We start from the raw sequence: 26,675 nt of genomic DNA, 5'->3' as shown, positions 1-26,675 counted from the left end.
CTGCTCTATCGCCCGGGCGAGGTCGATCACCCGCTGGGCCTCATTGGACAGAGGCACACGAAAAGGCTTGGTGAAACCTTTGCGACCTTTGACATGCTCTATAGGCACCGTCCAGATGTCCCCAGTGATCTGCTCAAGCCGCATATTGTTGACCGCATCCGAGCGCACACCTGTCAGCATCAGCATGCGAAGCGCAAGTTCTGGGGGTGCGAGCTCTCTAAGCGATTGGTAAAAGGCAGGCGCCTCAGCCCAGTCGAGCGCGGCAATGTGGGTGACGGTGTGTCTTGGTGCACCAAGCAGGATGCGGGCTTGGTCAATGATGCCGAGGTTCACGTCAAAGCCTTCTGCGATGGCGTAGCTCAGGATCACCTTCAGTCGGGACAAGGCCTTCTTTGCTGTGACGGGAGAGGTCTCCCAGCCAGGGGAAAGGGCCTGCTTGATGTCATGCTGGTCGATCTTGACGACGGGCATCATTCCCAGATGGGGCAGAAGATGGTTCTTGATCGGGCTGAACCACATCCCGTCCGACCCTTCATGTTTGAGCGTGGAGCGATGAGCTTCAAATGCGGCATAGGTCAGAACATGGAACCGACCTTCCTGTGCGCTTGCATGGTTTCTCTGCCGCCGCTTAATCTTGATTGGATCATCCCCGTTCGCCACAATCCGCCGCACGTCATGGGCCGCTCTGCGGGCCTCTGCGAGGGATAGGAGAGGATAGGAGCCGAGCCCCATCTCGCGTTGACGACCGAACAGGGAAAACCGGAAGGTCCATTGTGCCCCGCCGTCTTTCCTCTTAAACAACCATAACCCCTGTCCGTCGCAATGCTTGCCTGGCGGCAGGGACTTTAACTGTGCGACTGTAAAGAAATTGGATTTTGCCATATGTGTACCTCCGAAATATCTACAAACGCAGATGGCACTGCCCGGGAAATTCCGGACCGCGCTGAGACGCTACCGCACTCTTATTAAAGCACGATTTAAATCTCAGAGCGTTTGTGAAAGCGCTTGATACGAAGGATATACCCCTCCGGCGGGAGTATTTTGGGGAACATTGAAATGGTGTCTGTATCTAAGTGGTGGCCTTTGTGAGCGAGCCTGATCCAACCCTGCGCCCTGATGCGCGTCCCGAAGATATGGACCGCGCGTTGCGGCCCCAAACGCTCGACGAGTTTACAGGGCAGGCGGAGGCGCGGGCCAACCTGAAGGTCTTTATCGAAAGCGCCAAAATGCGCGGGCAGGCGATGGATCACACGCTGTTTTACGGTCCGCCGGGATTGGGCAAGACCACGCTTGCACAGATTGTCAGCCGCGAGTTGGGTGTGAACTTTCGCATGACCAGCGGGCCGGTGCTGGCAAAAGCGGGGGATCTGGCGGCGATTCTGACCAATCTGGATGCGCGGGATGTGTTGTTTATTGACGAGATCCACAGGCTTAATCCGGTGGTGGAAGAAGTGCTTTACCCCGCACTGGAAGATTTTGAACTGGATCTGGTGATCGGGGAGGGTCCGGCGGCGCGGACGGTGCGGATTGATTTGCAGCCCTTTACACTGGTGGGGGCGACCACGCGGCTGGGTCTGTTAACAACGCCGCTGCGGGACCGTTTTGGCATACCGACACGGCTGGAGTTTTATACTGTGCCGGAGTTGTGTTCTATTGTTGAACGCGGTGCGCGTTTGATGGGCGCGACGGCAACACCGGACGGGGCGATGGAAATTGCCCGCCGCGCCCGTGGTACGCCGCGCATCGCAGGGCGGTTGTTGCGCCGCGTGGTGGATTTCGCGGTTGTAGAGAGTGACGGAACCGTGACGCAGCAACTGGCGGATCGTTCGTTGACACGGCTCGGGGTGGACCATCTGGGGCTTGATAATGCGGACCGGCGCTATCTGCGGATGATTGCCGAGAATTTTGCCGGTGGTCCGGTCGGGGTGGAAACCATGTGCGCGGCGCTGAGCGAGGCACGGGATGCCATTGAAGAGGTCATCGAACCCTACCTGTTGCAGCAGGGTCTGATCCAGCGCACGCCCCGTGGCCGGATGCTGGCGGCAAGGGCATGGGCCCATCTGGGGCTGGACGCGCCAAAGCGTGGTCCGCAGGGCGAGTTGTTCGAAGGCTAGGACCGGCGCGGGTGTTGGGGGTGAGTATTTGGGGAACATTGAAGGGTGCAGCCGGATTTCGAATCCGTTAGAAGGGCTGGCATGAGCACGATCACGCAAAACCCCGCCCCTCTGTTTACCGCCGCTGACACCACCTATCGCTTTGCCCGCTGGGGCAGGCCGCTGGCGCCTGTCGTCTTTGGTGTGGGCGATGAGAGTCTGCCCCATCTGAAAGAGGCGATTGCCCAGACGGTGGGGATCACGGGGGGCGTGCTGGCGGAAACCGATCCCGAGCTTGGCGCGAACTTTATGTGGTTCTTTTGCCGAAGCTGGTCCGAACTGGCCGAAGTGCCCAATCTGGACAAGCTGTTGCCGAATTTCGACCGTCTGATGGCCTCGCTTGAGGAGCAGGGGGCGAGCCGCTACCGCTCTTTCGGATTTGACAGGGACGGGGCTGTGCAGCTTTGCATTGTGCTGATCCGTGTGGATGCGGCGACCGAGGCGATGTCGCTGCAAACCCTTGGCACCAGCGAGACCTTTCAGTCCCTGCTGACATGGGGAGAGGGGGCCTTTGCAGAGGAATCGCCCATCGCCATCATCAAGAGCAACAATATGTGCATCGTAAAACCGGAATATGCCGCCATCGTGCGTGCGGCCTATGATCCGATGATGCCCGCCGCCACAGAAGACCCGAGCCACGCCCTGCGCCTGTCAGCGCGGGCCAGCAAACTGGTGCAGGACATTGAAGATGGTGCATGAGTTTCCGGTACGTGTCTATTATGAAGACACGGATCTGGCTGGCATCGTCTATTACGCCAATTACCTCAAGTTTATCGAGCGGGCGCGTTCTACGATGGTGCGCGAGGCAGGGCTGGATCAAATGGCCCTGAAAGAAGGCGCGGGTCTGGTCTTTGCGGTGCGCCATGTGGATGCGACCTATCTGCGGCCTGCGAAACTGGACGATGCCTTGATAATTGCTACAAAACTGCAACAATTGTCAGGGGCCAAGCTGCTGTTCGAGCAGGATGTATTGCGGGACGGCGAAATGCTTTTTTCCTCAAAAATTACAGTTATTTGCATGAATGCGGCAGGGCGGGTTGTCAGGCTTCCGGCAGAAATTCGCGCAAGTCTGGGATTGTAACAGACAATTCACTGCCGATCCTGCAATGAAATATGGTTTTTTCTGCGCCGCCTGATTATGTTTGCTACAACAATCACGCCACTGGCAAACAGCGGCATCAGGCAGTCTTGGATTAAAGACGTAACATAGTCGGGCGGACACATGGAAACTGAAACACTCGCCGCAGTGCAGGAGGTCGATTTCTCGATGCTTGCGCTGTTCCTTCGTGCAACATTCACGGTGAAGCTTGTGATGCTGATCCTGATCTTTGCCAGCATCTGGAGCTGGGGGATCATTATCCAGAAGTTTATCAACTACCGGATCGCGCGTCGGGAATCGGAAAAATTCGATCGGGCCTTCTGGTCCGGTGATCCGCTGGATGAATTGTTCGACCGGCTTGGGCCTGAACCCTCTGGTGCGGCGGAACGGATCTTTGCGGCTGGCATGGTAGAATGGCGGCGCTCCCATCGCAGTGACGGCAATCTGATTGCCGGTGCGCAGGCGCGGATCGACCGCAGCATGGATGTGGCCATCAACCGGGAGAGCGAAAAGCTGAACAACGGGTTGACCTTTCTGGCAACCGTGGGCGCGATTGCCCCGTTTGTCGGGCTGTTCGGCACGGTTTGGGGCATCAAGAACGCCTTTGAAGAAATCGCTATCCAGCAGAACACCAACCTCGCTGTTGTGGCGCCCGGTATTGCGGAGGCGCTGGTGGCGACTGCGCTCGGCCTGCTGGCGGCAATCCCGGCTGTTATCTTTTACAACAAGCTAAGCACGGATTCTGACCGGATCATCAGCGGTTTTGACAGTTTTGCCGACGAATTCGCCACGATCCTGTCTCGTCAGTTGGATAGCTGATCATGGGGGCCGGTGTCGTAGACAGAAGTGGCGGGGGCGGTCGCAAGGGCCGTCGCAGCCACGGGAAAAGCAAGCCAATGGCGGAAATCAACGTCACACCCTTTGTGGATGTGATGCTGGTGCTGCTGATCATTTTCATGGTAGCCGCCCCTTTGCTGACCGTTGGCGTGCCGATCGAGCTGCCCAAGACAGCAGCCCAACCCCTGCCGACCGAGGAAGAAGAGCCTCTGGCGCTGGCGATTGCGGCGGATGGGACGCTGATGCTGCAAAACGCCGAAATCAACCGCGCCGATCTGGTGGCAAAAATGCGGGCTATCGCTGCAGAACGTCAGGACGACAAAGTGTTTCTGCGTGCGGATGGGGCGGTGCCCTATGCCAGCGTGATGGAAATCATGGGCGCGTTGAATGCGGGCGGGTTCCGCAATATCGGGCTTGTCACGGATGCGGGTGGGCCGCGTCTCGACGGCACCGACACACCGGCGGAGCAATAGGGACGCCCCGTGGAAACCGGCACCAAAATATCAATCGGAATGCATGGCATCCTGTTGGGGCTGGCCGCCTTTGGCGGTCCGCTGTTTGACAGTGACGAAAGCAAGGCCATCCAGATTTCCGAAGTGTCGATCATCACGAGCGCGGAATTCGACGGTCTGATGTCAAGTGCGCCCTCTCCGCAACTGGACGAACCTTCACAGTCCACGCCTTCGCCATTGGAAGAACCTTCGGAAACGGTGGAAGCGCCACAGGTGGAACAAACTGTGGAAGAACCGCCCGTGCAGGAGGCCCAAACCCCGCCGGAAACCGATGCCCCGCCTGATGCGCCCGATCTTGCCGAAGCAGCAGAGCCGGATATTCCGCCTGAACCTGTGGTTGAAAGCAGCGAAACAGCGGATCAGGCGCAGGAAGCGACAGGCAATACCGTTGTGACGCCGGATGCCCAGCTTTCCGAGACAGACACGAGCGGTCAGGTCTCGCCGGACCAATTGGCCCTGCTGCGCCCCAAGCCACGGCCCGCACCGCGCATTGACAATAAGGTCTCGCCCGAGCCGCCGACAGATGCGCAAACCGGCGCGGAAGCGGTGGAATCCACCACGCCGAGCGACGAGGCGGCAGAGCCTGAAGAGACCAAAGAAGAGGTCGCCCCGAAAGAAAGCACGACAGAGATTGTGACTGAAGCAGAGCAGGACCCCAATTCTGCCGCGCCAGTCAAATCGGCACGCCCCAAGGGACGACCTTCGGATATTGTTGCCCGTGCGCAGGCCGCCAAGGACGCAGCCCGCAAGGCGGCAGAGCAGGAACAGGCGAAACAGGCGGCAGCTGATAAGGCCGCCGCAGATCAGGCGGCGAAGGACGCACAGGCCCGTGCCATCGAAGAGGCCGTCAAAGCCGCCGCCGCCGAAGCCGCCGCAGAATCTGCGGCCAGGCCGAGCGGACCGCCCCTGACAGGGCGCGAAAAAGGGGCTTTGGTGCTGGCCGTACAGCAATGCTGGGCGCCCCCTGTGGGGGTGCAGGGCGCGGCAGATCTGGTTGTGACCCTGTCGGTGGAACTGTCGCAAGACGGAAAACTGGTGGGAAATCCGAAATTGATTGAACCATCCGGCACGCCGCAGGGTTTGGTCCAGCAAGCCTATGAGGCAGGACGGCGGGCATTGATCCGCTGTGCGCCTTATAACCTGCCTCAAGACAAATACGAACAATGGCGGCAACTTGAAGTCGTCTTTAACCCCCAAAACATGGCGGTGAGATAATGAAACAGTTTTTGAAGTTCTGTATTCTGGCAGCAGCGTTTATCGCTCCGGTGCAGGGGCAGGCCCAAAGTGACGGCCCGCTGCGGATCGAGATTACCGAAGGTGTGATCGAACCGATGCCAATCGCAATCCCCACATTTGTGGCAGAGAACGCAGGGGCGCAGTCATTTGCCCAGCAACTGACCGATGTAGTAACAGCCGATCTGGTCAATACCGGCCTGTTCCGCGCCATCCCAGCCAGTGCCCATATCGGCACCATCACCAATTTCAACGCACCGGCGCAGTTTTCCGACTGGAAGGCCATCAACGCGCAAGCCTTGGTGACGGGGGCGGTCAGCCTGACGGAAAACAACCAGATGGTGGTGAAATTCCGCCTGTATGATGTGTTCGGGCAGGAACAGCTTGAGGGCGTGCAATTTGCCGCCAGCAGCCAGAGCTGGCGCCGCATGAGCCACAAGGTTGCGGATGTCATCTACAGCCGGCTGACGGGTGAAGACCCCTATTTCGACAGCCGCGTGGCCTACGTGGCAGAGGAAGGCCCCAAGAACGACCGCAAGAAACGGGTGGCGGTCATGGATTACGACGGTGCAAATGTGCGTTATCTGACCGGCAGCGAGGATATTGTCCTTGCGCCGCGGTTTTCGCCCAATGCGCGGGAAATCATCTATACCACCTATGAAACCGGCGTGCCGCAGGTGTTCCTGATGAATGTGGATACCCTGTCCCGACGCGCCCTTGATGCCGCCGGTCAGGATATGACCTTTGCGCCCCGCTTCAGTCCGGATGGCCGCAAGGTGATTATGTCGCTCAGCAACGGTGGCAACTCGGATATTTATACCTTTGATATTGCCACCGGCCAGAAAACCCAGCTGACCAACTCTCCCGCGATTGAAACCGCGCCGAGCTTCAGTCCCGATGGCACCCAGATCGTATTTGAGAGCGATCGCGGCGGCGGACAGCAGATTTACGTCATGCCTGCCACCGGCGGTGAGGCGAAACGGATCAGCTTTGGTCCGGGTCGTTACGGCACGCCGGTCTGGTCGCCGCGCGGCGATCTGATTGCCTTTACCAATATCAGCGGCGGACGGTTTCACATTGGCGTGATGCGCACCGATGGCAGTCAGGAAAAACTGCTGACCGGATCGTTTCTTGATGAAGGACCGACGTGGTCTCCGAACGGTCGGGTCATCATGTTCTTCCGTGAAACCCAAGGGGAAAGCGGTGCTCCGGCGCTGTTTTCAATGGATGTGACAGGGCAGAACCTGCGCAGGATTACTACACCCACCTATGCCTCTGACCCGGCATGGTCGGGCCTGTTGGAGTAGGTGACAGGGCGTTTCCCATAAGGTAAAAGAACTGCTATAGATGCAATGATTTTAGCGTGGTTCCAAAGCGCCCGAGACGCTAATGAACGAAAGGATGAGCAGATGAAATTGACTAAAATCGGCCTGATGCTGGCCTGTGTGACGGCCCTTGCGGCCTGTGACATGCGCCCGAAAACCGGCGATGACACCGGATACAACGGCGCGAACCCCAATGCAAACGGGGCAGGTGTCGGGGTGAATGATCCAACGTCGGTGGCCTATTTCAACCAGACCATCGGGGACCGCGTTTTGTTTCTGGTGGACCAGCACACGCTGACACCTGTGGCGATGCAGACACTGGATGCGCAGGCAAACTGGTTGCAGCAGAATGGCACCTATTCGGTCACAATCGAAGGCCATGCGGATGAAACCGGAACGCGGGAATACAACCTCGCACTCGGCGCCCGTCGTGCCAATTCCGTTCGGGATTATCTCGTCAGTCGCGGTGTGACCGAAAGCCGGATCGACACGGTGACTTACGGTAAGGAACGTCCATTGGCGATCTGCTCGAACGAAGCATGCTGGTCTAAGAACCGTCGCGCGGTCACTTTGGTGGCAACCGGACTGACCAGCTAAACCGGACTGGAATTTGCGCCGTTTGCGGAGCCCTGCTAACGGCGCGTTCATGAGTATTTGGGGAACATTGAAGATGCGGATTTTGCGGGCAATCTTGGTAGCGGCGGTTTTGACGCCTCTGGGCGCGCAGGCGCAAGACGGTGAAACGCTGGCGGATATCCGGCAGGAGCTGGAGTTCCTTTACGCAGATATTGTGTCGATGAAACGGGAGCTGTCCACCACAGGAGCAGCATCCCAGAGCAGCAGCAACGCCCCGGCCCTGCAACGGATTGACGCGCTGGAAGCCGAGATGCGGCGTCTGACCGGCGCGATTGAAGAAAAACAGTTCTGGATCGAGAGCATTGTCAGCGATGGCACCAACCGGATCGGTGATCTTGAGTTCCGCCTTTGCGAGATGGAAGCCAGCTGTGACGTCAGCACGCTTGACCGGGCCGCGCCTTTGGGCGGGAAAGTGACGACACGTCCGCGGACTCCGGTTTCTACGGGTGGCAACACCCAAGGTGGCGCGGCAGCCGGGACCACCAGCACAGAACAAGACACGTTCCAGCGGGCGATGGCGGCTTTTGAAGCACAGGATTATGCCAGTGCCGCCGCCCAGTTTGATACGCTCGTGTCCAATTTTCCCGGTGGCCCTTTGACCGGTGAAGCCCATTACTGGAAAGGGGCAGCCCTGGCCGCGCAGAGCAATTGGGACGGGGCGGCACGTAGTTTCCTTGAGAGTTTCAGCGGCGCACCTGAAGGCACCAAAGCACCGGATGCGCTTTATCGTTTGGGGCTGAGCCTGAAAGAGTTGGGCCAGCAGGAAGAGGCGTGCCTGATGCTTGCCGAGGTACCGATCCGCTATCCGGCCGCCTCTATCGTGGGCGAAGCACAGGCCAGCCGCAGTGCCATAGGGTGTTCCTGAACCGGCCGCGCCTGCTATGACGCAAGCGTTTTTTCAATACATGGAGACCGCACCGGATGGCCCCCTTGGCGTGGCTGTTTCGGGGGGCGGCGATTCGCTTGCCCTGCTTGTGCTGATGGCAGAATGGGCGAAACCATCGGGTCGTTCCCTAAGCGCGGTAACGGTGGATCACGGGTTGCGCAAGGACTCTGCCGCCGAAGCGCAAATGGTGGCGCAACTCTGCGCCGGGCTTGGCGTCCCCCACACAACGCTAGAGTGGCGCGATCATCCGGAGCGGGGCAATCTACAGGACAACGCACGGCAGGCGCGGCAGCGATTGATAGCGCAATGGGCGCTGGAGCGTGGGATCGCAGCGGTGGCAACAGGACACACCAAAGAGGATCAGGCCGAAACCCTGCTGTTGCGGCTGAAAAGGGGCAGCGGCGTGGATGGTTTGTCGGGCATCCTGCCGCAGCGCAGAAAAGAGGGTGTGTTATGGTTGCGACCGACGCTGGAGATGCGCCGCGAAACCCTGCGCGATGTTTTGCGGGTGCGCCAGATCCCCTGGGCAGAAGATCCGAGCAATGATGACGTCCGGTTTGATCGGGTGAAGATGCGTAAGGCATTGGTCAAGCTGGATGAAATCGGACTGACTGTAGATGTTCTGGCCGATACCGCAACCCGTCTGCAACCTGCCAGAGCCGCCTTGGAGCAGGTCAGCGAGACCGCCCTGCGCCGCATTGCGTCCCCAAGGGACATCGGCTCGGTCCGGCTGGACATCAACGCTTTGGCCTGCGAGCCGGAGGAGATCCGCCTGCGTATTCTCGCCCACAGCCTGCGCTGGGTGTCCGCTGCGCCTTACCGTCCGCGCCTGAACGGGCTGAAACGGGCGCTGGCGGCCTGTCTTGGGGGGCGGTCACACAGCCTGTCAGGGTGCCTTCTGACGCCTTTGGGAAACGGGGTGTGCGAGATCACAAGAGAGGTCGCCGCGATGCAGGAATGTGACGGCTCGGACGGGTTTTTCGACGGCCGCTTTGCCTGCGATACAGGGGTGGGAAGCTGGCGCCCGCTGGGAAAAGTCGGCATATTGCAGCGTCCGGAATGGCGTGAAACTGCCGAAAGCAGAAATGCTATCCTCGCCTCGCCGTCTTTATGGTATAATAACGAATTGAAGTCGGCTCCCTTTGTCGATAAAAACCCTGACTGCAAGTGTTGGCTGCGGGATGGTCCGGAAAGTTTTTATGCAACCATTGTGACGCATTGAAAACAGCACGCGGAAACCTATGTTTCACGTAACACTTTATTAAATACTCGGCACGTAAAGTGCCTTAAGGAGAACCGCCTTGGGAAATACCAAAAATCTGGCTTTTTGGGTCGTGCTGTTTCTGCTGATCGTTGCCCTGTTCAATATGTTCAGCAACGGGCAAAGCGCTGGCAACGAGAATCAGATCACTTATTCCGAATTTATCCAGTCCGTTGAAAAGGGGAATGTGTCCGAAGTGCAGATGGATGGTGAGTTGATCACCATCGTAAACAAGGACGGTTCCCGCTTTCAGACAATCCAGCCTCGTGCAGCGATGGAATCTGACAAGCTGACCGACCAAATGATCGACGCCGGCGTGAATGTGAACGTCAAGGCGCAGGAACAGTCCGGTTTCCTCTCGGCTATGTCCCTGTGGCTGCCGTTTCTGGTGCTGATCGGCGTCTGGATTTTCTTTATGAACCGGATGCAGGGCGGCGGACGCGGCGGTGCGATGGGTTTTGGGAAATCCAAAGCCAAGCTGCTGAACGAACGGCACGGACGCATCACTTTTGACGATGTGGCCGGCATCGACGAAGCCAAAGACGAACTGGAAGAGATCGTTGAATTCCTGCGCGATCCGCAGAAATTCAGCCGCCTCGGTGGCAAGATTCCTAAAGGGGCGCTGCTTGTCGGACCTCCGGGCACCGGTAAAACCCTGCTGGCCCGTGCCATCGCTGGGGAGGCTGGCGTGCCTTTCTTCACCATCTCCGGTTCGGATTTCGTGGAAATGTTTGTGGGCGTGGGTGCCTCCCGTGTCCGTGACATGTTTGAACAGGCCAAGAAAAACGCGCCTTGTATCGTTTTCATCGACGAAATCGACGCTGTTGGCCGTCACCGTGGTGCCGGTTATGGCGGCGGCAATGACGAGCGGGAGCAAACGCTCAACCAGTTGCTGGTTGAAATGGACGGGTTTGAAGCCAACGAAGGTGTGATCCTTCTGGCAGCCACCAACCGCCCCGATGTTCTTGACCCTGCGCTGCTGCGTCCGGGCCGGTTCGACCGTCAGGTGCAGGTGCCAAACCCTGACATCAACGGCCGGAAGAAAATTCTTGAGGTACATGCCCGCAAGACTCCGCTGGGACCGGACGTGGACCTGCGCATCATTGCCCGCGGTACGCCCGGATTTTCCGGTGCGGATCTGGCGAACCTCGTCAATGAATCCGCGCTGATGGCGGCCCGCACCGGCAAACGCTATCTGACGATGGAAGATTTCGAGAACGCCAAAGACAAGGTCATGATGGGCGCGGAACGCCGTTCTATGGTGATGTCCGAGGATGAGAAAAAGCTGACCGCCTATCACGAAGCCGGTCACGCCATCGTCGGCCTCAATGTGCCCCAGCATGATCCGATCCACAAAGCGACCATCATCCCGCGCGGTCGTGCGCTGGGTCTGGTGCTGTCCCTGCCCGAACGGGACCAACTGTCTGTGACCAAAACCAAATACAAATCCCAGATCGCTATGGCGATGGGCGGTAAGGTTGCGGAAGAACTGATCTTCGGGGAAGAGAATGTCACTTCTGGTGCGTCTTCCGATATTCAGCAGGTCACACGGATAGCGCGGGCCATGGTCACGCAGTTCGGCATGTCCGACAAACTTGGCAATATCGACTATGCCAACCGTCAGGATACCTATCTCGGGCCGCAGGGTGGCGGGGTGAATGCCGGACCGGATACGCAGGAAATCATCGACGCCGAAGTGCGCAAGCTGGTTGATGAAGGCTATGAACGGGCCAAGCAGATCCTGACCGAGCATGCAGACCAGTTGGAAAACATGGCGCAGGGGCTGTTGGAATATGAAACCCTGACCGGAGCCGAGATCAAAAAAGTCATCGCTGGAGAGCCGCTGAATCGCGGGTCGGATGATGATGACGACACGGATACCGGCGGAAACTCCTCCAGTGTTGCGGCTATTCCGAAAACGAAAAAGCCCAAGACCCCGCCAAAAGGGGATATGGAGCCTGATCCGGTGTAACCCGCTTCCCCACTTTCGGAGACAGTTTATAAAGTTAAAAAGACCCGTGCACCGCGCGGGTCTTTTCTTTTGCATGGCACTGCGGTCTAACAGGTCCAAGCGTTCCAAGGAGCGCATATTTGCACGATGAATGCCAAGGACACAAATCTATGCCCGCATTGAAGCGCACCAACTACAGTTGTGAAATCGTCTATCTCGGCGTGGTGCCGCACCGCGAGACCGCACTTGCCTCGGACCCAAAGGATGAAGTCTTTGCGGGGTTTGCAGGCGCCGCGGGGGAGTGTCATGCCGGATTGACCCGCCCGTCATGTTCCCGCGTCCTGACGCAACACCCCAGAGACACGGAAATCCGCAACACGCGCCAGTTCTCTATCGTCAGCGCCGAGGAACTGGCGCTCATCGCTGCGGACATCGGACTGGACCACGTTGATCCCGCATGGCTCGGCGCGAGTATTATGGTCAGCGGCCTGCCGGACTTTACCTTCGTCCCACCATCATCGCGCCTGCAAACCCAAGAGGGCACGACGCTTGTCGTCGATATGGAGAACCGGCCCTGCATCTTCCCCGGCAAGGAAGAACTGGAGCCGCGCCATAGCGGCAAGGGCAAGTTGTTCAAGACCGCCGCCACGAACCGGCGCGGCGTGACCGCATGGGTGGAGCGGGAAGGCCGGCTGCGGGTCGGGGACCGATTTACCCTACATATTCCGGACCAGCGGCACTGGTCCCCAGACACCTGATCCCGCGCCGCGCCTGTGGAAACGGCCCTTGGGTCAGCCTGAATCTGCACAGGCGGCGATTACGGATATGATTATGTCGCATTTGCTCTGGGTTCAGGGGCGTGTTCTTCGCCATAAATTACGGGAGTGACACTGGAAGACCAACACCCACAGGGAAGAATGAAAATGGCTTACAAAACCGACATTGAAATCGCGCGGGAGGCGTCGAAACGACCGATACAGGAGATCGGCGCGAAATTGGGAATTGGCACGGATGACTTGCTTCCGTTCGGCCACGACAAAGCAAAGGTCAGCCAGTCATTCATTGATTCTGTGCAGGACCGCAAAGACGGCAAACTGGTGCTGGTAACGGCCATCAACCCGACACCTGCGGGTGAGGGCAAGACCACGACGACGGTCGGGCTGGGCGATGGGCTGAACCGGATCGGCAAGAACGCCTGCGTTTGTATCCGTGAGGCCTCCTTAGGTCCGAACTTTGGTATGAAAGGGGGCGCTGCAGGGGGCGGCTATGCCCAGATCGTACCGATGGAAGATATGAACCTGCATTTCACCGGGGATTTCCACGCGATTACTTCGGCCCACTCTTTGCTGTCGGCCATGATCGACAACCATATTTACTGGGGTAACGAGCTGGAAATCGACGTGCGCCGTGTGGTGTGGCGCCGCGTTGTGGACATGAACGACCGCGCCCTGCGCCAGATCACGGCCTCTTTGGGCGGGGTCGCCAACGGTTTCCCCCGTGAGGCCGGTTTTGACATCACAGTCGCCTCCGAAGTGATGGCAATCCTGTGTCTTGCCCGCAATCTGACCGATTTGCAGGAACGGCTGGGCAATATGATCGTGGCTTACCGTCGTGACCGGACCCCTGTGTATTGCCGCGACATCAAAGCAGACGGTGCGATGACCGTACTGCTGAAAGACGCGATGCAGCCTAATCTGGTGCAGACGCTGGAAAACAATCCGGCCTTCGTCCACGGCGGTCCCTTCGCCAATATCGCCCACGGCTGTAACTCTGTCATGGCGACCACCACAGCCCTGAAGCTGGCGGATTTCGTCGTGACAGAAGCAGGTTTTGGCGCCGATCTCGGGGCCGAAAAATTCCTGAACATCAAGTGCCGCAAAGCAGGTCTGGCACCGGATTGCGTTGTACTGGTGGCCACTGTGCGCGCGATGAAAATGAACGGCGGCGTAGCCAAGGCCGATCTGGGCGCGGAAAATGTGGATGCGGTGAAAGCGGGCTGCCCGAACCTTGGCCGTCACATCAACAATCTCAAAAGCTTTGGCGTGCCGGTGGTCGTTGCCATTAACCACTTTGTTGCGGACACGGATGCCGAAGTGCAGGCGGTGAAGGATTATGTGGCCGGGCAGGGCTCCGAGGCGATTGTATCGCAGCATTGGGAATTCGGGTCGAAAGGGTCTGAAGAACTGGCGACCCGCGTTGCAGAAATCGCAGAGGGCGGAAGCTCGCAGTTTGCCCCTCTCTATGCAGACGAAATGCCCCTGTTTGAGAAGATCGAGACCATCGCCAAGCGGATTTACCGCGCGGATGAGGTTCTGGCGGATAAGAAAATTCGTGACCAACTGCGTCTGTGGGAAGAACAGGGCTATGGCGATCTGCCGGTCTGTATGGCAAAAACCCAGTACTCGTTCTCGACCGATCCAAACCTGCGCGGCGCGCCGACAGGCCATTCGGTGCCGGTGCGTGAGGTGCGGCTGAGCGCGGGTGCGGGATTTGTCGTTGTAGTTTGCGGGGAAATTATGACCATGCCGGGCTTGCCCCGCGTGCCAAGTGCGGAGAATATCCACCTGAACGACGCGGGCGAGATCGAAGGTCTGTTCTGATCCGTCCGGCCGGAGCATACTCTGGCGCAACAAAATCAATACTGGCCGGGGGCGCTGCTTCCGGCCGGGGCATTTGAAAAAATTAGAAAGGCCATAGGGTGTCTGGGAAAATTATCGACGGCAAAGAATTCGCGGCCTCTGTTCGGGCCAAAGTGGCAGAACATGTGACGCGGTTGAAAACCGATCACGATGTCACGCCGGGTCTGGCTGTGGTGTTGGTTGGCGAGGATCCGGCCTCTGAGGTTTACGTGCGCAACAAGGGCAAATCCACGCTGGAAGTGGGGATGAACTCTTACGAGCACAAACTGCCGGCGGACACCAGCGAAGCAGACCTGCTGGCGCTGATTAACCAACTTAACGAAGATCCGTCCGTGCACGGCATCCTGTGCCAGTTGCCCCTGCCGGATCATCTGAATGAAGAACTGGTGATCAATAGCATCGTGCCCGAAAAGGACGTGGACGGGTTTCACATCTCAAACGTGGGACGGCTCAGCACGGGGCAAAAATCAATGGTGCCCTGTACGCCGCTGGGCTGTCTGATGATGCTGCGCGACCATCACGGCAGCCTGTCCGGTCTGAATGCGGTGGTTGTGGGGCGGTCGAACATCGTAGGCAAACCGATGGCGAACCTGCTGTTGAAAGACAGCTGTACTGTCACTATCGCCCATTCCCGCACCAAGAATATCGAGGCCCTCTGTCGTACAGCGGATATTGTCGTTGCCGCGGTTGGACGGCCGGAAATGGTCACTGGAGAATGGATCAAAGAGGGCGCGACTGTGATCGACGTGGGCATCAATCGCATTCCTCATCCCGAAAAAGAGGGCAAATCCAAGCTGGTTGGCGATGTAGATTTTGCCTCCGCCGTGGAAAAAGCCGGTGCGATCACTCCGGTTCCGGGTGGCGTCGGGCCGATGACCATCGCCTGTCTGCTGGCCAATACCGTGACTGCCTGTTGTCGGGCCAACGGGCTGGACGAACCCGAAGGGCTTACGGCCTGATCGAAGCCACAAAAAAACGCGACGCCGAAGCAGATCCGGCGCCGCGTCTTTGTCTTAGTAACTTTTCAGGGCAGGGCGCGCATACTTTTGCGCATTACGACTTAGAACAGTTCTGCCAACTGACCGGCTTTATTGCGCCGGTGTAACTGAGGTAGGGCGCTTGTCTGTTGCATCAAGGCTTTTGCGCGATGGCTCTGCCCGCGGCATCGGGACGGGCAACGCCTGTGTGCCGGTCAGCACGGCCACAGCTTTGGCGGACATCAGCGGTTCAAACACCGGATCACAGCAGCGCAACCCGCCGGTGTAAGCCCCGAATGCCGGAAGAATCACACGCTTGTCGTCGATAAGAAAGCAGGGGCGCGACATGCGGCCCGCTTTCATTCGCAGGCTGGCTTTGGGGTGGTAGTGGCCGGAAATCTCGGCCTGCGCACCGGATTTTGCGATGTGGCGAAACACCAGCGGGCCGGTTTTATACTCCGCCATATGGGTGCCGCCCAGATTCACCGGACCCGGATCGTGATTGCCTTCCAGCCAGATCCAGCGACGACCGGCCATCAACGTGGTCAACTGCGCGTGGTCCCCTGGATCGAGCGCGTTCTGGCCCGCGTCATCGTCAAAACTGTCGCCAAGGCAAATCACGCTAAGCGGGTCGAGCGCGTCTACCGCCTGTGCCAGCCGGTCCAATGTCTCGCGGTTCTCATAGGGCGGCAACAGGGCACCGCCCCGCCGGGCCATGCGGTCCGATTTGCCAAGGTGAAGATCGGAAACACAAAGCAGGCGTCGTTCCTGCCACCAGAGCAAGCCAGAAGCGAGCGCCGTGAGGGTAATCCGGTTCAGTTTGAAAGAATAACCGTGCATCGCGGCGTCTTGCTACTCCTTGCGCCGGAAATCAAGTCAAATCACTCCAATCCGGCCTCTCGCATCAGTTCGGCAGCCTCTATCGCTGCGGCGCGGTCTATTGCGGCGCCGTAAATCGGCACTTTGCCAACCTCCAGCAACATCGGCGCGCTAAGAGGGGTGACATGCGGCGCCTTCACATGATCAATACGCCCCTGAACGCGGGTTAGCATTTCTTCGATCCTGCCAAAATCCACCAGCCCGCCCATCGCTTCGGCACGGGTGATCTGCAACAACAGGTGGTCCGGATCATATTTTAGCAGCGTATCGTAAAGAATGTCTGAAGAAAACGTTGCCTGCCGTCCGGTCTTGCGCTTGCCCGGCAGGTTTTTCACGATTAGCCCTGCAATCGTCGCCACATTGCGGAAGCTGCGCTTCATCACCGCGTTATTGGCGAGCCAGCCTTCCAGCCCGTCACGCAGATCTTCGGGCGAGAGCAGCGCAGCAGGGTCCTCCACCGCGTCCAGCCCCCAGATTAACAGCGCGTAATCTGTGGCGACAAAACCGATAGGGTGCAAACCGGCAAGTTCCATCCGCTTTGTCACCAAAAGACCCAGTGTTTGCAATGCGTTACGCCCTGCAAAGCCGTAGAAACAGGTGTAAGCCCGCGTGTCGCGCCAGTAGCTTTCAACCAGCATCCGCCCCGGCTTGGGCAGCATCGACACCTGCTGCTGCGTCTCCAGCCAGCTTCGGGTGTGTTCGGGCAGGGCCGACCAGTCCCCGCTATTGAGCAGCGCAATCACGCGGGTGGACAGCAGCGTAGACGTGGCAAATTTTGTACCGGCAAAGGTGGCGATACGGGGTTCCTTGCGGCCTTTCGTGACCTGCACGGTCATTTCGCGCAGACCCTCGTAGCGCACCACCTGACCACCAATCAGAAACGTGTCGCCTTCGGTCAAAGTCGCCGCGAAGCCCTCTTCGATCTCTCCCAATGGCGCACCGCCCCGTCCGCGCCACCGCACGTTTAGTGTTTCCGTGTCCACAATCGTGCCAACATTCATCCGGATGCTTTGGGCGGTGCGGGGATCGCGCAACTGCCACAAGCCCTGCGGGGTCTGCATCAACCGCTGCCACCTGTCATAAGCCCTGAGCGCATAGCCCCCGGTGGCGCAAAATTCCAGACAATCCTCAAATTCAGGCCGGCTGAGTTCGGCATAGGGTCCGGCCTGTGTTATTTCCTGATAGAGTGCCGCAGCATCGAAAGGACCGGCACAGGCCCGCAGCAGGATGTGCTGGCAGACCACATCCCGCGGTCCCTTGGCGCGGGGTTCCCCGTCGAGCGTGTGCGCGCGTACGGCCTCTAGCGCGGCTTGGGCTTCGAGCACCTCAAACCTGTTGGCCGGCACAATAACCGCGCGGGAGGGGGCGTTGTAGCGGTGGTTGGAACGCCCGATCCGCTGCACCAGTCGTTTGATGTTCTTAGGGGCGCCCACCTGTATCACCAAATCCACATTCCCCCAGTCGATCCCGAGGTCAAGCGTGCCGGTGCAGACCACCGCCCGCAGGCTGCCCGCCACCATTGCGGCCTCGACCTTGTCCCGCGCTTCCCGCGCCAGAGAGCCGTGGTGCAGCGCGATCGGGAGCGATGCATCATTGGCCGCCCAGAGCGCACGAAAGAATATTTCCGCCTGCGCGCGGGTGTTAATGAAGATCAGCGTTGTATCGGCACCCTCCACCAGTTTCAGCACGTCATTGACCGCATAGGCCGCCCCTGCACCGGCCCAGGGCGGCGGCGTTTCGCTGTGCAGGATGGTGATGTCCGGGTCGGGTCCGGGATCCGCCCTGATAATCTCGCAAGGGAGGGCGGAGGGTGCGAGAAACCGGCCAAGCGCGGGGGGATCTTCGACAGTTGCGGAGAGTCCGACGCGGCGCATATCAGGACAGAGCGATTGCAGGCGGGACAGGCAAAGCATCAACTGGTCGCCCCGTTTGCTTTCTGCGAGGGCGTGAATTTCATCCACCACAACCCGCTGTAATCCCGCGAAAATTTTCGGTGCATCTGGATAGGACAGCAGAATGGCAAGGGATTCCGGTGTGGTCAGAAGGATATGGGGCGGATCGGCCCGTTGTCGTTTGCGTCTGGTCTGAGAGGTGTCGCCGGTCCGGTCCTCTACCCGAATGGGCAGGTTCAGCGACTCGATCGGGGTTTGCAGGTTGCGGCGGATGTCTGCGGCCAGCGCCTTGAGCGGCGAGACATAGAGCGTGTGCAAACCGTCTTTGGGATTTTCCGCCAGCGCAATCAGGCTGGGCAAAAAGCCGGCCAAAGTTTTGCCGCCCCCCGTCGGCGCGATCAGCAATGCTGCCGGGGTGTCGGCACGCTCCAGAAGCTGCTGCTGGTGGGGATGGATCTGCCAGCCGCGCTGTGCAAACCAGTCCTGAAAGTTTTGTGGAAGGGTGTTCATACCCTGAAAGTAGTGCGCCGATGCGGGGTTGCAAAGGGGGCTGGCTGCCCCCTGACCCCCGCGGATATTTCCCGCCAGAAGAAGCGCTGTCAGCTGCCCCGTGGTTTTAATGCGCGAATATGGCGGATCACGGTTTCCGGCAGGCTGGTGTCAGCGTGATCGGGCGCGGCGTCCAATGCGCTTTCGACGTCTTTTTTCAAAATGCCGATGGTGTTGTCATTGGCAAAACCGTCGCGGGCAAATTCGATGGTGTCAAAGCCGGAGGCGAGCCAGTTCTGCCCCGAAGAGGTGTGGATGAGGTTGAGGAGTTTGTGCTCGTCTATTCCGGCCGCATCGGCCCAATCCAGCACCAGCCGCGTTGTGGCCGTATTGGTGGCCGCCAGCAGGTTGTTCAACACTTTCGCAGCCATTCCGGCGCCGGTGTCGCCCATGTGGTGGAAATGGGCCCCCATAGCACGGAACAACGGCATGAGGTATCGAATGTCCTGATCGCTGCCGCCGAGCATGAAAGAAAGGCGGGCTTCCTGTGCGGCGATGGCAGCGCCGGACATGGGTGCGTCGATCAGGGGGCAGGGGATACGGTCCTGTAGCGCGGTGACATAGCGGGGGGAGAGCGTGGAGGAGACCACCAGATGGGTCAGTGCGGGCAGGTGCCCGAGCAGGGCCTGTTCGTCAAAAAGCAGAGCTTCGGTTTGCGCTATATCGCGCACTACGGTGATGAGCACCTTGGTGTCGGCAGGCAGGGCAGCCACATCGCGGGTAATTCGGTTGCCGTTTTCGCCGTAGTGCGACGGATCGCGGATGTCAAAACCCGTCGCATCAATACCCGCAGCGCAGAGAGCGGCCAGCATAGGCTCTCCCATTCGGCCGCAGCCCGCTACGACAGTTTTCACGCCGGCGGTGACGGGATCAGTGTTCGACAACAGATTCCGCCACAAAAAGGTTCGCCCAAGCCCGTTCCACCAGATCGACGGCCATTTGATAGGGGCGGCCTTCGTAATCGCAGATGGATTTCATCTGGGTGATCAGGAAAGGCGCATGATAGGCCGCATAGGTATTATCAACCTGCGGGTAGAGTTTGGAAAACAGATGGATCAGCACTTGTTCGTCCAGCGGCATCTTCATCGCCTTGGACACCAGTGCGTAGATCTGGATCATCTGGTCGCGAGTCGGACGGTCCACCAGCACCTTGTAGTAGATGCGGCGCAGTGCGGCTCCGTCGAAAATCTCGGCAGGGTGGAAGTTGGTTGAGAAAATGACCAGCGTGTCAAAGGGCACAAGGAATTTTTCGCCCGATTGCAGGGACAGAATATCCTCTCCGCCTTCCATCGGGACAATCCAGCGGTTGATCAGCGCTTGTGGCGGCTCCGCCTGACGGCCAAGGTCATCCACGATGAAAACACCGCCCGTAGCCTTGAGCTGCAGGGGCGCCTGATAGGTTTTGGAATTGGCGTTGTAGTTCAGTTCCAACATGCTGAGGGTCAGCTCACCGCCGGTGATCACAGAGGGCCGGTTGCACAGCACATAGCGGTTGTCGAATTGCATCCCCGTGCGCCGCAGCGCGTTCGGGTCCGCCGCGCTTTCTTGTGCCTGACCATGCACGATCGGATCGTAGACAGAGATCACCTGACCGGAATATTCCAGCACCTTGGGCACAAAAATCCGATCCCCGAGCGCATCCCGTATCCCGTTGGAAATAGACGATTTACCATTGCCAGGCGGACCATACATCAGGATGGATTTGCCAGAGTTCACCGCAGGGCCAAGCTGGGTGAGCAGACCGTCCGGTATGATCAGGTGCCCCATCGCATTTTCCAGCGCGTCCTGTGTGATCCCGACATCCGCCACCGATTGCAGTTTCACCTGTTCACGGTAATCATCAAGGGGGATTGGCAGGGCGCCAAAGTATTCCGATTGTGCCAGCGCGTCGAGCGCGCGGGATTTGCCACTTTCGGACATCTGATAGCGCAGTTCCGTGCCGGATTTGCCCGTCACCTCAAGCAGGTTCTGACTGCGGGCCATTTCGATCAGTTCAAGGGCAACAGGTGTGGAGCAACACAGCGTTTTTTCCACCTCACCCGGAGTTGAGACATTCTTGCGGAACATCGTCTTGATCAGAATATCCCGTGCAAATACGGGATTGAGACCCGTTGCCGCGACGGACATCGGTATCTTGGGCGGATGCAAAGTACGCGCCTGCATGTTCATATCAATACCACTGCTTTTGTCTTTATGGCGAAAGCCTACCCTGCCTAGCAGGAACGGGTAAACAAAAACTGTATTTGATTTTGCGGATCGGTACGGTTTGATCTAACTTGTCTGAAACAGGCAACAGCCCGGGGGCAAAGGTGCGAAATTTATTCTGGGCTTGGTATGCCCTGTTCCTGATCGGGTTGCTTGCCGGCCTTGCCTTGATGCGGGTGAACGACGGTGCGGTTCTGATCCTCAGTTTTGACGGGGATGCGATCCATATGGCACAGATTGTGCTGCGGTTGCAGGCCGGCGATCTGCCCCATCGGGACTTTCTGACACCGCTTGGACTCTTCGCGTTTTTGCCAATTGTCTGGTTGATGGACGCAGGCTTCGGTCTGGGCGCGGCGTTTGCCTATGCGCCTGTGTTTATCGGATTGGTTAGCCTTCCCGCGCTCTATTTTGTCGGAATAACACGGTTCTCACCGGCCGGTGCGCTTGCTTTTGGCGGCGTGTTTCTGGTGCAGCTTCTGGCGATGGTGCATGGCGGGGTAGAACCTACGGTCACGGCCTCCATGTATTACAACAACTGGTGCTGGGCTGTGGCCGCTTTGCTGGTGGTCATGGCGGTTCTGCCCTCCCGCACGACGGGTCTGAAAACGGTTTGGGCGGAGTCGCTGATCCTCGGGGTTGGGGTGGCGTTCCTGACGCTGACCAAGGTGCCCTTTGCCGTGTTTATCCTGCCAGCGTTGATCATCGCCCTGATCCTGCGCAGGCAGATGCGGGTGCTCGGGTTTGGGGTGATTTGGGCGCTGCTGGTGCTGGCGGCGGTGACGCTGCCCTATGGCGCTGTGACCTATTGGCAGGGATATGTGGCGGATTTGCTCTATGTTGCGCAGTCCGGCACGCGGAGCCAACCCGGTGCATCCTTGCCACTCATGCTGCTCGCCCCTTCGCAGGTCGTGGGTAATCTGGCTGTTCTGGTGGCAATCCTGTTCCTGCGTCAGGCGCGCAAATCATCAGAGGCTCTGGTTCTGCTGGTGCTGGCCGCTGGATGGATGTTGATCACCCATCAGAACTGGCAGAACGATCCGCACTGGCTGGTGCCGGCGGGGTTGCTTGTGATGATATTGGCCCGCGATGTGACGCTATATAATCGTTTCGGCTGGCCGTTGCAGCGGGCATTGCAAAGCGTTGCAGTCCTGTTGTTTGCGCTGGGCACGCCCCTGCTGATAACGCAGATTCAGTCGTTGTTGATCCATAACAGTTTGAAGCCGAAGCAGTTTGCTGCGGCACTGGATGGGGCAGGGTTGCAGGATTTGCGGTTCCGCAGTCTCGTCGGCAAGGATGTGCGGGTGGAGCGGCCCCTGAACAGTGCGTTTAAGGATAAAACCGTCGCAACAATCCTGAATGGAGAGACTTTGCCCGCATGCCAAAAAATCAACGGGTTGTTGAATGATCTGATCGAGACCGGAAAGCGGCTGGATGGGTTTGCGCAGACCAGCGGGGCGCAGGTGCTTTATGCGGATTGGGTCAACGGGTTGTGGCTGTTTTCCAAAACAGTGCCGCTGCACGGCGGCGCGCCGTGGTATTACGGCGGTACGGCGGGGTTTGCGGCGGCGGATTTCCTCGTGGTGCCGCTTTGCCCGATGGGGCAGGGGGTGCGCCGGATGATCGTGAATTCGATAGAGCAGGATCCGGCCCTGTCGTTCCGCGAAGTGGCGCGGGACGATTTGTTCATTCTGTTGGAAAAAACCGCCCCGTCAGGAGGCGTTGCCAGCCTGCAGTAGCAGATAACAGGCCAAAGACGCGCTAAGCGTGACGCCATAAGGGAATTTGCCGCCAACCTGCCAGGATTTCCATCCGGCAAGATAGGGTTTGAACGCCCCGATCGCGCCAATCCCGCGATGCAGCGCAACGGTCAACAGCGACAAAGCGGCCAGCAGCATCAGAAACATGGGCGCATCCCCAAGCGCGATGAAAGGGGCCATTGCGGCGATGAATTTACTGTCACCACCCCCCATGTACCCAAAAGCCGTTAACAAAAAGCCGACAGCCAGCATTAACGCCGCCTGGGCGATGCGCAGCGCATAAAGATCAAGTGGAAACAGCAACAGGCCGACCACTGCGAAAGCCAGAAACAGGCCCAGCGTGGTCTTGTTGTAGATCTTCATGTGACGCAAATCGCTGATCGCGGCCCAGATGCAAAAGGGCAGGGCGATCAGCAGAAGAACCACAGTCGGGTCCAACAGGTTTTCCATCAGCTTTTGATTGTGCGCGTCAGGGCTTCCAGACTGCGGACGGCCTCTTCAAAGTGGCGTGGATGGGTGTCGATTGCGTCTTCGAGAAGACCGCGCCCGATGTCGGTATCGCCCTGTTTTACCGCGGACAGGCCGGCGGTGTAGAGCATCTGGGCTTTTTCAGTTTCGCTCATCGGGACGACGGGCAGGCTGTAGTTTTTCTGCGCAGCCCGGGCGAGCATCAGGTTGTTTTTCGCCGTGAACAGTTTGCGATCATAGGTAATCGCCTGAACAAACAGCTTTTCCGCGCCTTTGTAATCGCCGCGGGCCATTTTGGAATAGCCCCAGTTGTTCATCACATTGGACGGTTTCGTGGTCAGTCCGCTTGCGATTTCGTAAAAACTGTCGGCTTTTTTCCATTTCTTCTGGCTGTCCGCAATCATTGCTTCCAGACGATAGCGTTTGTATGTTTCAACGGTAGGGGGAACCTGATTTAACTGGGCCTCGGCGCCTTTCCAGTCATTGGTGCGGATCAGGGCGTCTGCAAAATCGATCCGGTCCTGATCGGTGCCTTCCTTGGACTCCACAAGTTTTTCAAACACGGGAACGGCCTCTGCCGCGCGTTTGGCGCGGATCAGGGACTGGGCGAGGCCGCGGCGGAACTCGGTCCGGTCAGGATCTTTGGTCAGGGAACTGCGGAAATATTCAACGGCTTCGTTCGGATCAGCGACCGTCAGCATAATGTCGTTAAGATCGGTTGCATCTACAACGCTCGTAGGATCAAGATCCGCAGCTTTTGATGCGTCGCCATTGTCTGCACATGCCCCAAGAGCCAGCAAGCCGGCGATTGCGAGTGTGCCCATTAGTGGATTGCCCATGGGTCTGTTCCTGTACTGCTCGTTTTAGCCCGAGTTTGATGTGGAAAGCAGCAGGTATTTGCCGTTACCCCGCCTCACCAACTCGAAGTCGTTATTAGTATTAGGAGAAGAATACTCCGTGTTATCCATAATTGCGATAACTTTGGTTAAATTCTTGCGAATTTCTTCGGAACTGCCGTTATCAAGCCCATATGCGAGCTGAAAGACACGCTTTGCTTCGGCATATTCGCCTTGGGACATCAAAACCACGCCAAGATTATTCCAGGCCGGAACAAAATCGGGGTCTTTTTTAACGGCGAGTTGCAAAAGCTCATTCGCGTGGTGCAACCGGCCCAGATGCATATTGGCAGAGCCAAGGGCGCTAAGGACATCGGCGTTAAGCCCTTTTTCCGAGGCCGCACGGGTATAGGCTTTTAGCGCAAGTTCGTACTCTTTTGAGGCCATCAATCGGTGGCCGACGGTCAGCCCGTCCACAGCCTCGGTAATCTTCTCTGTACCAGCCGGGGCCTTCAACCCTTCGTGGATCACCGCCAGCGAGCGGGAATCTACGGTTCCCACGCTGGAACAGGCACCAAGAGTGGCTGTGCCAAAGATTGCAGCCAGCGCGGCCGAATTATTTTTGAACCATGTGAACATAAATATCAAAGACCGAAGGTCCCACCATAATTACGAGAAGAGGGGGCACCGTGAACATCATGGTGCAGAGCGTCATTTTCGTGGGCAGCTTGTTTGCCTTTTCTTCCGCGCGGGTCACACGTTTGTCCCGCATTTCAGAGGCATAGACCCGTAAAGCTTCGCCAAGAGAGGTCCCGAAGGTGGCCGACTGGATCATAACGGTCACAAAGGCTGAAATGTCCTGACAGTCACAGCGTTCTGCCATGTCACGCAGCACAACGGGTCGTTCCTTACCGGCGCGCATTTCGTTTGCCACGATGGTAAACTCTTCCGAGAGGGCAGGGGCCGAAGGCGCGATTTCCTTGGCAACACGCTGCACCGCCTGATCAAGGGATTGGCCAGCCTCAATACAGACCAGCATCAGGTCGAGCGAGTCGGGAAATCCGTTCAGGATTTCCTCCTGACGGGTGGCGCGACGTTTTTCGACCCAGTAGATCGGGGCGTAATATCCCACAAAGCCGGGACCGAGCGTCTGGATCGCAAGCCATTTCAGATCAGAGGTGCCACCGGTGAGCAGGAATGTATAGATCGTCCCGAGCAGCAGACCCGCCAACCCGAGCACAAGTTGCAGGAAGTGAAAGGTCCGCACCGCGCCTTTGGTTCTGTAACCGGCCTGGATAAGTTTCAGACGCCGGTCGGAAAATTCCTGTTGATCCTGAGGTTCCAGATAGGCGGCGAATTTGTCGAGATTCGGCCCTTTCTGTTTTTCCCGCAGCTCCAGCTTGGGCTGGTCGCCTGCACCCCGTTTCGGACTGGGATTGCGCACAGCCGATCCGGCCAGCCGGTCGAACGGGTCTTCTTTCTTGGTCAGCAGGAAAGGCAGCGTCATGACGATACAGAAAATGCCAAGCACGCCCATCGCGATGAACGGGCCGGCCGGACCGAGAATTTCTATAAGGTATGTGTTGAACTGTTCAAGCATCTGACGAATCCTATACCTTAATATTTACCATGTGACGCATGACCAAAACGTTAATGGCAAGCATCACAAACACGGCAATCGCGGCGGGCATGTAATATTCGGTCGGTTTCACGGCGTCATAATAGGTCGGGTTCATCACATTGACCCCGCCAAGCGCTGCAAGCGGAAAGCCCGAGAGAAACATGCCGGACCATTTTGCCTCGGCGGTGATGGCATTGACACGACGGAACAGTTTGAAGCGGGAGCGGATCACCTTGGACAGCCCATCCAGAACCTCTGCCAGATTACCACCGGCCTTGGCCTGAATTGCCACGGCAACAGTCAAAAAGCGCAGGTCGGGCACGTCAATACGCTCTGCCATGTTGTTCAACGCGGTCGCCACATCGGCGCCATAAGCGGTTTCATCCACGATCATGCCAAATTCGGAACCGATCGGGTCGGGCATTTCGTTTGCTACGATATTGATTGCATTGGAAAAAGGGTGCCCCACGCGCAGCGAGCGCACGATCAGGTCAACCGCATCTGGAAGCTGCTCTTCAAAGGCGGCCATACGCTTTTTCGCCTTGCCGCTAAGCCAGAAATATACCCCGCCACCACCGATCAGAACGGATAGAATACAGCGCAAAACCAGACCGGTTGCAGTGAAATAGGTCAGACCCGCAAAGCTGAGCGCGGCGACAAAAACCATCACCATAATCAAAGCAGACGGCGAAAAAGCGATGTTGGCCTGCTGCGCCTTATGGCTGAGAATGGACATAATCGGCAGTTTCAGGCCGGAAAGATGCTGATCCCGCTCCTTGCGAAGCGCCTCGAACACTTCTTCCTGCGCCTTGCCGGTTTCCATCATCGCCAGACGACGGTTCACGCGGCTGTTCAGCTTGATGGATTTGCCAAAGGTCACAAGGTAGATACCCTCGACGATCAGAACAACGCCGACGAAGATCAGAAGATAGATAACAGCCTGTGTACCCATGGGAACG

25 protein-coding genes are annotated in these 26,675 nt (G+C 58.2%); 15 read left to right on the top strand and 10 right to left on the bottom strand.

All coding sequences use genetic code 11. The features are described from left to right. The coding region (locus BFV97_RS10995) for a tyrosine-type recombinase/integrase (protein ID WP_069300412.1) at window positions 1–882 on the bottom strand (882 nt) is incomplete at its 3' end. A gap of 203 nt (window positions 883–1,085) precedes the next feature. Here BFV97_RS10995 and ruvB point away from each other — a divergent pair. From ruvB to folD, 14 genes are all read left to right on the top strand, one after another. Next, complete coding sequence (gene ruvB, locus BFV97_RS10990) at window positions 1,086–2,114, top strand: Holliday junction branch migration DNA helicase RuvB (RefSeq protein ID WP_172827913.1); 1,029 nt, start codon at window positions 1,086–1,088, stop codon at window positions 2,112–2,114. Window positions 2,115–2,195: 81 nt separating this feature from the next. Next, window positions 2,196–2,852, top strand: a complete 657-nt coding sequence (locus BFV97_RS10985; RefSeq protein WP_069300411.1) for a hypothetical protein — start codon at window positions 2,196–2,198, stop codon at window positions 2,850–2,852. After that, window positions 2,842–3,234, top strand: a complete 393-nt coding sequence (gene ybgC, locus BFV97_RS10980) for a tol-pal system-associated acyl-CoA thioesterase (RefSeq protein WP_069300410.1) — start codon at window positions 2,842–2,844, stop codon at window positions 3,232–3,234. The genes BFV97_RS10985 and ybgC overlap by 11 nt, the downstream gene beginning before the upstream one ends. Before the next feature lie 141 nt (window positions 3,235–3,375). Continuing rightward, window positions 3,376–4,071, top strand: a complete 696-nt coding sequence (gene tolQ, locus BFV97_RS10975) for a protein TolQ (protein WP_069300409.1) — start codon at window positions 3,376–3,378, stop codon at window positions 4,069–4,071. 2 nt (window positions 4,072–4,073) lie between these two features. Beyond that, the gene (gene tolR, locus BFV97_RS10970) at window positions 4,074–4,562 is read left to right on the top strand and encodes a protein TolR (RefSeq protein WP_069300408.1); all 489 of its coding nucleotides are present in this window, start codon (window positions 4,074–4,076) and stop codon (window positions 4,560–4,562) included. Between the two features lie 9 nt (window positions 4,563–4,571). Continuing rightward, window positions 4,572–5,816: a hypothetical protein gene (locus tag BFV97_RS10965; RefSeq protein WP_069300407.1), complete on the top strand. Its 1,245-nt coding sequence runs from the start codon at window positions 4,572–4,574 to the stop codon at window positions 5,814–5,816. Further along, complete coding sequence (gene tolB, locus BFV97_RS10960; protein ID WP_069300406.1) at window positions 5,816–7,141, top strand: Tol-Pal system beta propeller repeat protein TolB; 1,326 nt, start codon at window positions 5,816–5,818, stop codon at window positions 7,139–7,141. Before BFV97_RS10965 ends, tolB begins: the two co-directional genes overlap by 1 nt. A 102-nt stretch (window positions 7,142–7,243) precedes the next feature. Next, window positions 7,244–7,756 carry a peptidoglycan-associated lipoprotein Pal gene (gene pal, locus BFV97_RS10955; protein WP_069300405.1) on the top strand — a complete coding sequence of 171 codons (513 nt, stop codon included), beginning with the start codon at window positions 7,244–7,246 and terminating at the stop codon, window positions 7,754–7,756. 49 nt (window positions 7,757–7,805) lie between these two features. Then, the gene (gene ybgF / locus BFV97_RS10950; protein WP_245667707.1) at window positions 7,806–8,660 is read left to right on the top strand and encodes a tol-pal system protein YbgF; all 855 of its coding nucleotides are present in this window, start codon (window positions 7,806–7,808) and stop codon (window positions 8,658–8,660) included. Between the two features lie 16 nt (window positions 8,661–8,676). Beyond that, a complete protein-coding gene (gene tilS, locus BFV97_RS10945) occupies window positions 8,677–9,903 on the top strand; it encodes a tRNA lysidine(34) synthetase TilS (protein WP_069300404.1) in 1,227 nt (408 codons plus the stop codon). A 79-nt stretch (window positions 9,904–9,982) separates the two neighbouring features. Continuing rightward, window positions 9,983–11,914 carry an ATP-dependent zinc metalloprotease FtsH gene (ftsH, locus tag BFV97_RS10940; protein ID WP_069300403.1) on the top strand — a complete coding sequence of 644 codons (1,932 nt, stop codon included), beginning with the start codon at window positions 9,983–9,985 and terminating at the stop codon, window positions 11,912–11,914. A 149-nt stretch (window positions 11,915–12,063) separates the two neighbouring features. Continuing rightward, entirely contained in the window at window positions 12,064–12,651 is a 588-nt protein-coding gene (locus BFV97_RS10935; protein WP_069300402.1) for an MOSC domain-containing protein, read from the top strand. Window positions 12,652–12,816: 165 nt separating this feature from the next. Continuing rightward, entirely contained in the window at window positions 12,817–14,493 is a 1,677-nt protein-coding gene (locus tag BFV97_RS10930; RefSeq protein WP_069300424.1) for a formate--tetrahydrofolate ligase, read from the top strand. Between the two features lie 98 nt (window positions 14,494–14,591). Then, window positions 14,592–15,491: a bifunctional methylenetetrahydrofolate dehydrogenase/methenyltetrahydrofolate cyclohydrolase FolD gene (gene folD / locus BFV97_RS10925; protein WP_069300401.1), complete on the top strand. Its 900-nt coding sequence runs from the start codon at window positions 14,592–14,594 to the stop codon at window positions 15,489–15,491. Window positions 15,492–15,620: 129 nt separating this feature from the next. On the opposite strand, the gene pdeM is transcribed toward folD, so the two are convergent. The 4 genes from pdeM to BFV97_RS10905 form a co-directional block, all read right to left on the bottom strand. After that, on the bottom strand, window positions 15,621–16,349 hold the full coding sequence (pdeM, locus tag BFV97_RS10920) for a ligase-associated DNA damage response endonuclease PdeM (protein WP_069300400.1): 729 nt from the start codon (window positions 16,347–16,349) through the stop codon (window positions 15,621–15,623). Window positions 16,350–16,390: 41 nt separating this feature from the next. Beyond that, complete coding sequence (locus tag BFV97_RS10915) at window positions 16,391–18,790, bottom strand: ligase-associated DNA damage response DEXH box helicase (RefSeq protein WP_069300399.1); 2,400 nt, start codon at window positions 18,788–18,790, stop codon at window positions 16,391–16,393. An 89-nt stretch (window positions 18,791–18,879) separates the two neighbouring features. Continuing rightward, window positions 18,880–19,683 carry an NAD(P)-dependent oxidoreductase gene (locus BFV97_RS10910; RefSeq protein WP_281200952.1) on the bottom strand — a complete coding sequence of 268 codons (804 nt, stop codon included), beginning with the start codon at window positions 19,681–19,683 and terminating at the stop codon, window positions 18,880–18,882. A 16-nt stretch (window positions 19,684–19,699) separates the two neighbouring features. Beyond that, a complete protein-coding gene (locus BFV97_RS10905; protein ID WP_069300397.1) occupies window positions 19,700–20,998 on the bottom strand; it encodes an ATPase in 1,299 nt (432 codons plus the stop codon). A gap of 140 nt (window positions 20,999–21,138) precedes the next feature. Here BFV97_RS10905 and BFV97_RS10900 point away from each other — a divergent pair, with 140 nt between their 5' ends. After that, window positions 21,139–22,770, top strand: a complete 1,632-nt coding sequence (locus BFV97_RS10900) for a hypothetical protein (RefSeq protein ID WP_157888313.1) — start codon at window positions 21,139–21,141, stop codon at window positions 22,768–22,770. Here BFV97_RS10900 and BFV97_RS10895 read toward each other — a convergent pair. From BFV97_RS10895 to BFV97_RS10875, 5 genes are read right to left on the bottom strand one after another with little or no spacing between them, the layout of a single operon-like run. Beyond that, on the bottom strand, window positions 22,744–23,241 hold the full coding sequence (locus BFV97_RS10895) for an A24 family peptidase (protein WP_069300395.1): 498 nt from the start codon (window positions 23,239–23,241) through the stop codon (window positions 22,744–22,746). The genes BFV97_RS10900 and BFV97_RS10895 overlap by 27 nt on opposite strands. Further along, window positions 23,241–24,098, bottom strand: a complete 858-nt coding sequence (locus BFV97_RS10890; RefSeq protein WP_069300394.1) for a tetratricopeptide repeat protein — start codon at window positions 24,096–24,098, stop codon at window positions 23,241–23,243. The genes BFV97_RS10895 and BFV97_RS10890 overlap by 1 nt, the downstream gene beginning before the upstream one ends. Window positions 24,099–24,122: 24 nt before the next feature. Then, complete coding sequence (locus BFV97_RS10885; RefSeq protein WP_069300393.1) at window positions 24,123–24,734, bottom strand: tetratricopeptide repeat protein; 612 nt, start codon at window positions 24,732–24,734, stop codon at window positions 24,123–24,125. Beyond that, complete coding sequence (locus BFV97_RS10880; RefSeq protein ID WP_069300392.1) at window positions 24,712–25,695, bottom strand: type II secretion system F family protein; 984 nt, start codon at window positions 25,693–25,695, stop codon at window positions 24,712–24,714. The genes BFV97_RS10885 and BFV97_RS10880 overlap by 23 nt, the downstream gene beginning before the upstream one ends. Window positions 25,696–25,705: 10 nt before the next feature. After that, entirely contained in the window at window positions 25,706–26,668 is a 963-nt protein-coding gene (locus tag BFV97_RS10875) for a type II secretion system F family protein (protein ID WP_069300391.1), read from the bottom strand. Window positions 26,669–26,675: the final 7 nt, after the last annotated feature.

The sequence above is a fragment of the Neptunicoccus sediminis genome (genome assembly GCF_001719615.1).
GTDB lineage: Bacteria > Pseudomonadota > Alphaproteobacteria > Rhodobacterales > Rhodobacteraceae > Amylibacter > Amylibacter sediminis.
The sequence above is the reverse complement of the archived record's forward strand: the minus strand, read 5'-3'. Positions and strand labels throughout refer to the sequence as shown.

Bases quoted from the DNA above. Each gene is read 5' to 3' on its own strand.
- BFV97_RS10880 (WP_069300392.1), bottom strand. From the start codon at position 25,695: ATGCTTGAACAGTTCAACACATACCTTATAGAAATTCTCGGTCCGGCC.
- BFV97_RS10935 (WP_069300402.1), top strand. From the start codon at position 12,064: ATGCCCGCATTGAAGCGCACCAACTACAGTTGTGAAATCGTCTATCTC.
- tolB (WP_069300406.1), top strand. From the start codon at position 5,816: ATGAAACAGTTTTTGAAGTTCTGTATTCTGGCAGCAGCGTTTATCGCT.
- tolQ (WP_069300409.1), top strand. From the start codon at position 3,376: ATGGAAACTGAAACACTCGCCGCAGTGCAGGAGGTCGATTTCTCGATG.
- BFV97_RS10915 (WP_069300399.1), bottom strand. From the start codon at position 18,790: ATGAACACCCTTCCACAAAACTTTCAGGACTGGTTTGCACAGCGCGGC.
- BFV97_RS10895 (WP_069300395.1), bottom strand. From the start codon at position 23,241: ATGGAAAACCTGTTGGACCCGACTGTGGTTCTTCTGCTGATCGCCCTG.
- BFV97_RS10905 (WP_069300397.1), bottom strand. From the start codon at position 20,998: ATGAACATGCAGGCGCGTACTTTGCATCCGCCCAAGATACCGATGTCC.
- BFV97_RS10930 (WP_069300424.1), top strand. From the start codon at position 12,817: ATGGCTTACAAAACCGACATTGAAATCGCGCGGGAGGCGTCGAAACGA.
- pdeM (WP_069300400.1), bottom strand. From the start codon at position 16,349: ATGCACGGTTATTCTTTCAAACTGAACCGGATTACCCTCACGGCGCTC.
- tolR (WP_069300408.1), top strand. From the start codon at position 4,074: ATGGGGGCCGGTGTCGTAGACAGAAGTGGCGGGGGCGGTCGCAAGGGC.
- BFV97_RS10985 (WP_069300411.1), top strand. From the start codon at position 2,196: ATGAGCACGATCACGCAAAACCCCGCCCCTCTGTTTACCGCCGCTGAC.
- BFV97_RS10875 (WP_069300391.1), bottom strand. From the start codon at position 26,668: ATGGGTACACAGGCTGTTATCTATCTTCTGATCTTCGTCGGCGTTGTT.
- BFV97_RS10885 (WP_069300393.1), bottom strand. From the start codon at position 24,734: ATGTTCACATGGTTCAAAAATAATTCGGCCGCGCTGGCTGCAATCTTT.
- tilS (WP_069300404.1), top strand. From the start codon at position 8,677: ATGACGCAAGCGTTTTTTCAATACATGGAGACCGCACCGGATGGCCCC.
- pal (WP_069300405.1), top strand. From the start codon at position 7,244: ATGAAATTGACTAAAATCGGCCTGATGCTGGCCTGTGTGACGGCCCTT.
- ybgC (WP_069300410.1), top strand. From the start codon at position 2,842: ATGGTGCATGAGTTTCCGGTACGTGTCTATTATGAAGACACGGATCTG.
- ybgF (WP_245667707.1), top strand. From the start codon at position 7,806: ATGAGTATTTGGGGAACATTGAAGATGCGGATTTTGCGGGCAATCTTG.
- BFV97_RS10890 (WP_069300394.1), bottom strand. From the start codon at position 24,098: ATGGGCAATCCACTAATGGGCACACTCGCAATCGCCGGCTTGCTGGCT.